Raw genomic sequence first — 5,816 nt, 5'->3', positions numbered from 1 at the left:
TGGTTTATAAAGTTGTAAAACATCAACCTAAGAATGCACTTAACATAAAAGTTGCGATTATTGATAGCGACAAAGTGATCAGTGAGTCTCTTGCTCTACAAAATGTACAACAGCAAATAAAAGAACAAAGTTCTGGACTGCAGCAAGAGTTTGAAAGTGAGATGGAAAAATTCAAGCCTTCAAAAGAGGAGTTTGAATTTCTATTAGAAGAAGCAAAAAAGGAAAGAACAGAGCAATTTGATAAGCGCACTTTAAGTGCTAGAGATAGTTACGCTAAAAAAATATTACACTTAGAAAGAAGTTATAGAGATGCAGTAGATAGTATTTTTAACAAAGTAAAAGAAATTGTTAAAGAAATCGCAGAAAAAAAACAACATAGACTTGGTACTATTTATTTCAAAGAAAAATCGGGTTTTATACTTTATGGATAAGGCTGATTTAGATAAAGTTGACTTATCAGATACAGTGTTAAAAAACATGGACAAAGAAATACCAAAATTCGCTTTGAAAGACGTTAACTAGGCTTACTTTAAGGATATTATGCCGTTTAATATCAGCGATATTATAAAAGTATTACCACACTCTTATCCGTTTCTCTTAGTGGATAGAGTAATAGAATGTGATCCAGGTAGGAGTATAAGGGCAATAAAAAATGTGACTTTCAATGAGCCGTTTTTTATTGGCCACTTTCCCGGACATCCGATAATGCCAGGGGTTTTAATAATTGAATCTCTAGCTCAGACATCTGCAATATGTGTTCTTGGTAAAGAAAGTCAAAGTACAATGGAAAATAAAGTTGTTTACTTCATATCCATTGAAAGTGCAAAATTCAGAAAGCCAGTCACTCCAGGAGACACCCTGGTTCTTCAGTCTAACATTAAAAATGCACGTTTGGGTGCATGCAAGTTTGAGTGTGTTGCGCATGTAGACGAAGAGAAGGTTGCAGAAGCAACAATTTTAGCCATGTTGAAAAACAAATAAAATTTTCATCTGTCAAAAGCAATGTATGCGTTGTATAATATAGCAATGCAGTTAAATTTTAACATCTCATTTCCCGATCTATATATTCGCGATGGATTAATAAAGCTAGATGAGACATTTTTAGATTACGTCAAATCATACGATAAAAGTTTATTTTGTTCCTTGATTAAAGCAAGAGAAAACGCTTTAGTGCCATCCCAATGTCAAGCATTGGAATCTAAAACACAACCAATGTCAGCCCATCAAATGGCAGATAGCCAGTTGATTATAAACCTTTCGTATTTACTTGATGAATTTATCGCCAAACTTTTCAGTGTTGAAGAGGAAGTAGGGGAGCTAAAGAAGAAGCACAATGACTTTACTGTAATATATAAATGCAAAAGGTTATTTATTCAACGCTATGCGTTAAATAAATACATTGACATAGCAAACATAGACATTAATTGTGTTATTAGCAGATTAAGTCATTTTCTTACTTTGCCAACAACAGAAAAAAGTTTTGCCGAGCAAGCGATGTGTTGGTTTGAGGATAAAGAGCATCACAAAGAGGAAATAAAACTTGCAGCACAGTATGCAGCGTGGAAGGTGAAAAATGAACAGAGTATACTTTTTAGTACTCATAAAAAAATCAATTATAAAAATCTCGTATCATTCTCTAAAAAAGAGGTAGACGAAGTTGAAGTTCTGCATTCAAATAAAGTAAAAAGACGATATGGTTTTGACCTAACAAGTGAAAAGGTGAGTTTGGATAAAGCATTAGATAATGCTCACTACTGCATATTTTGTCATAAGCAAAATAAGGACAGCTGCTCAAAGGGGTTGCAGCCATCTGTTACCCGAGTGGCTGATACTGGGATCCAGAAAGAATACGCAGGTTTTAGTGCCACATTCTGTCAACCAAGTGAGATTTTTAAAAAATCTCCACTTAAAGTTGAACTACACGGCTGCCCACTAGAGCAAAAAATATCAGAAATGAATTTGGTAAAAAGTGAAGGATACAGTATAGCCAGCCTTGCAATTGTGATGATAGATAATCCATTATGTGCAGCTACTGGATACAGAATATGCAATGATTGCATGAATTCGTGTATATATCAAAAACAAGAGCCTGTGAGTGTGCCAATGGTCGAAACAAGAGTTTTGGATGACGTGCTCAGTTTGCCATATGGATTTGAAATATATTCTCTGCTTAGTCGTTGGAATCCTTTAAATTTTCATCGTCCGTTCCCGAAAGAAAACACTGGAAAAAATGTCCTGGTTGTAGGCCTTGGTCCTGCTGGTTTTAGTTTAGCTCATCATTTGTTGAATGACGGACATAATGTTATCGCCATTGACGGACTAAAGATAGAACCTCTGATTGATAATTTTCAGCCGATAAGAGATTTTAAGCATGAAAAATTGAGTAAACGCACAGCCGGTGGATTTGGTGGAGTAGCAGAATACGGCATTACTTCTCGGTGGGACAAGAATTACTTAAAGATTATTAGATTATTACTGGAAAGACGCAAAAATTTTGCATTTTATGGGGGCATTCGCTTTGGTGGCACAATAACTGTTAGTGATGCGTTCAATTTAGGTTTCGATCACATAGCCCTAGCGCTTGGCTCTGGTAAGCCACAAATAATCAAGATAAAAAATATGTTAGCTTGTGGAGTGCGCATGGCATCTGATTTTCTAATGTCATTACAACTCAGTGGTGCTCTTAAATCTGATTCTATAGTAAATCTGCAAATTCGCATGCCAATAGTTGTTATAGGTGCGGGACTCACTGCAATTGATACTGCCACTGAAGCCTTAGCGTATTATCCGATTCAAGTAGAAAAATTTTTCCTTCGTTACGAAATATTGGTTAGTAAATATGGAAAAGACTGCGTTGAAAAAGATTGGACAGAAGAAGAACGTGAAATTGCGAGTGAGTTTATATTGCACGCACAGTTGATCCAAAAAGAGAAAGAATTAGCGAAAAAAGAGAACAGAGAAGCAAAAATATTGGAGTTAGTACAGGATTTAGGGGGAGTGAAAGTTGTATATAGAAAAGAGCTAAAAAGTTCACCAAGTTATCGACTAAACAGTGGGGAGGTGCAAAACGCACTGTCAGAAGGGATTTACTTTATCGAAAATCTAGAACCAGTTGAAATTGTGACGGATAAGTATAACCATACTGAATCGATAAAACTGATAGACACAAAATCAGGCGAAATCAAGTGTATAAAAGCACGTTCTGTTCTTATAGCAGTGGGTACTGAGCCAAATACAGTCATTGCAACGGAAGATAGAAAGCATTTTAAATTAAGCAATGGATATTTCGCTCACCTGAGCTCATCAGGGGAAGAAGTAGATCCAATATTCTCTCCTAAGATGCAAAATAAAGATAGAATATTAGTGTATAAGCAAGACAGTAAAGCAATTAGCTTCTTCGGTGATCTTCATCCCTCATATAGTGGTAGTGTTGTAAAAGCTATGGCAAGTGCTAAAAATGGCTACCCTATCATTTCCCGGCTTTTGAAGGGCGTTAATGCTACCCTAACTCAGGTTCCAGCGTCACACTCACAACTGTATAAGTGTTGTAATATAAGAGTAACTTTCACCAAAATGGATGTCATCCAAGCAGCCAGACACTGGGATCCAGAAAACTTAATTTCAAATGAGTACACTAGATGGCTGTATAATGAAAATTGGATTCCAGTGTCAGCTACTTGGATGACACCATGCCACCAGACTGAATCTTTTCCTGCTACCTCAATACTTTCTTATGTCATCCAAGTAGCTGACACTGGAATCCAGAAAAAGAATGCTTGGTCAAGCCTTGAACACCTGGCAAGTGAGGAATTCTTCAATAAGATCAAAGAACAGTTCACTGCAAAAGTCATAAAAGTTCAATATTTAACCGACAAAGTAGTAGAAATAGTGATCAAATCACCACTTGCTGCAAAAAATTTCAAGCCCGGGCAATTCTTTAGATTGCAAAGTTTTGAAACTAACAGCAGAAAAGCCACAAGCCTTGCTATGGAAGGTATAGCTGTAACTGGCACTGAAGTAGACAAAAAAAAAGGAATTATTTCCACCATTGTGCTTGAAACAGGTGGTTCCACTAATTTGTGTAAGTACTTCAAAGAAGGTGAACAAATAGTTCTTATGGGTCCAACTGGGCGACCTACTGAGACTTGTTAGGTCTATCTTGTACCAAATTCTAATAGTAATAGGATAAATTGAAGATACCATATTGTTTTTTAACATAGTTAACATCTTGACTTTATCTGGTTAATACCCCAAATTGTAAGAAACAGAAAGTTCTATGGCAACAAGTCTACTACAAGGCAAAAAGGGATTAATAACTGGAATAACAAACAAGAGGTCGATAGCGTATGGCATAGCAAAAACTCTCTCAGAGCACGGAGCAGAATTTGCAATTACTTATCAGAATGAAATGGTAAGGGAAAGGTTGTCATCGATAGCAGCTGAGCTAAATGTAGAGTTAATACTAAATTGTGATGTTGTAAATGAAGAAACCATAGATGAAGTTTTTAAGATAATAGAAAAAAAATGGAACACTCTTGATTTTTTGGTACACGCAATCGCGTTCTCTGACAAGAATGAACTCGATAGTAAATATGTTAACACATCACTGAGCAACTTCCTCAACGCAATGCATATATCATGCTATTCTTTTACTGCTCTAGCGCAAAGAGCTGAAAAGATAATGCCAAACGGCGGTAGTTTACTTACTTTATCTTACTATGGCGCTGAAAAAGTTATGCCAAACTATAATGTTATGGGCCTATGTAAAGCAGCGCTCGAAGCAAGTGTAAGATATATAGCATGCGACCTTGGGCCACAAAACATTAGAGTGAATACCATTTCTGCTGGTCCAATTAGAACTTTAGCATCTTCTGGAATAAGCAATTTTCACTTCATATCAGAATGGAACAGAAATAATTCTCCACTAAGGCGCAACACTACAATAGAAGACGTTGGGAAAGCAGCGCTCTATTTGTTGAGTGACTTAAGTAGCGGTACCACTGGGGAAGTTTTACATGTTGATTCAGGGTATAACGTAGTAGGGATGAAAGCAATTGATCCGAATATGGTTCAAGGTTAAGTGTGAGAAAAAAGCCTTTCTAAAACTGGGAATATGATTTATAGTCGGTAATGCAGTGTTTAAATACTTTGTGCTCAAGAAATTAGCTTGGTATTGGTCCTTTATAGAGTTAATTAAAGGGTTTATTATTACACTTAGGTATGCGTTTAAACCAAAGGTGACGCTTAGGTACCCCATGGAAAAGGGACCTTTAAGTCCAAGATTTCGCGGTGAGCATGCGTTGCGTAGATACTCAAACGGTGAAGAACGATGCATAGCTTGTAAATTATGCGAAGTTATCTGCCCTGCCCAAGCGATAGTTATTGAAGCAGAAGAAAGAGAAGATGGTAGTCGTCGCACTACGCGTTATGATATTGACATGACGAAGTGCATATATTGCGGGCTCTGCCAGGAGGCATGTCCAGTCGATGCAATTGTTGAGGGTCCTAATTTTGAGTTTGCAACAGAAACGAGGGAGGAGCTAATGTATAACAAAGAAAAGTTACTGTGTAATGGTGACGCTTGGGAAGAAGCAATTGCACTCAGATTGAAAAAGAATAGACCGTATTACTAATGTTAAGAGTTTACAATATTAAACCTCTGTCATTTCTGTGTCTTTTCGTGTTATCCAAGTAGCATAACACACAGCTGCATGAACATTGTGATTTGAGCCTATCGGGAGGATGTTACCCAAGTAGCCCCATTTCTTGTTATCCCAGCAGTTGATACTAGGATCTACTGTCTAAAACATCAAGAT

General features: G+C 36.9%; 4 protein-coding genes and 1 pseudogene. All 5 read left to right on the top strand.

Annotation, left to right across the window (positions count from 1 at the left end):
* A pseudogene (locus IHO40_RS05290) lies at positions 1–522 on the top strand (OmpH/Skp family outer membrane protein); the annotation flags it as partial.
* A gap of 18 nt (positions 523–540) precedes the next feature.
* The gene (fabZ, locus tag IHO40_RS05285) at positions 541–981 is read left to right on the top strand and encodes a 3-hydroxyacyl-ACP dehydratase FabZ (protein WP_225537094.1); all 441 of its coding nucleotides are present in this window, start codon (positions 541–543) and stop codon (positions 979–981) included.
* Positions 982–1,026: 45 nt separating this feature from the next.
* Complete coding sequence (locus IHO40_RS05280) at positions 1,027–4,152, top strand: WPE palindromic element domain-containing protein (RefSeq protein ID WP_225537097.1); 3,126 nt, start codon at positions 1,027–1,029, stop codon at positions 4,150–4,152.
* Positions 4,153–4,276: 124 nt separating this feature from the next.
* Positions 4,277–5,080 (top strand): enoyl-ACP reductase FabI, encoded by an 804-nt coding sequence (locus IHO40_RS05275; RefSeq protein ID WP_225537093.1) that lies wholly within the window; start codon positions 4,277–4,279, stop codon positions 5,078–5,080.
* Positions 5,081–5,150: 70 nt separating this feature from the next.
* Complete coding sequence (gene nuoI, locus IHO40_RS05270; protein WP_225537096.1) at positions 5,151–5,633, top strand: NADH-quinone oxidoreductase subunit NuoI; 483 nt, start codon at positions 5,151–5,153, stop codon at positions 5,631–5,633.
* Positions 5,634–5,816: the final 183 nt, after the last annotated feature.

Origin of the sequence: Wolbachia endosymbiont of Mansonella ozzardi (assembly GCF_020278625.1) — a bacterium.
Classification (GTDB): Bacteria; Pseudomonadota; Alphaproteobacteria; order Rickettsiales; family Anaplasmataceae; genus Wolbachia.
This window is presented reverse-complemented; position numbering and strand designations above follow the sequence as displayed.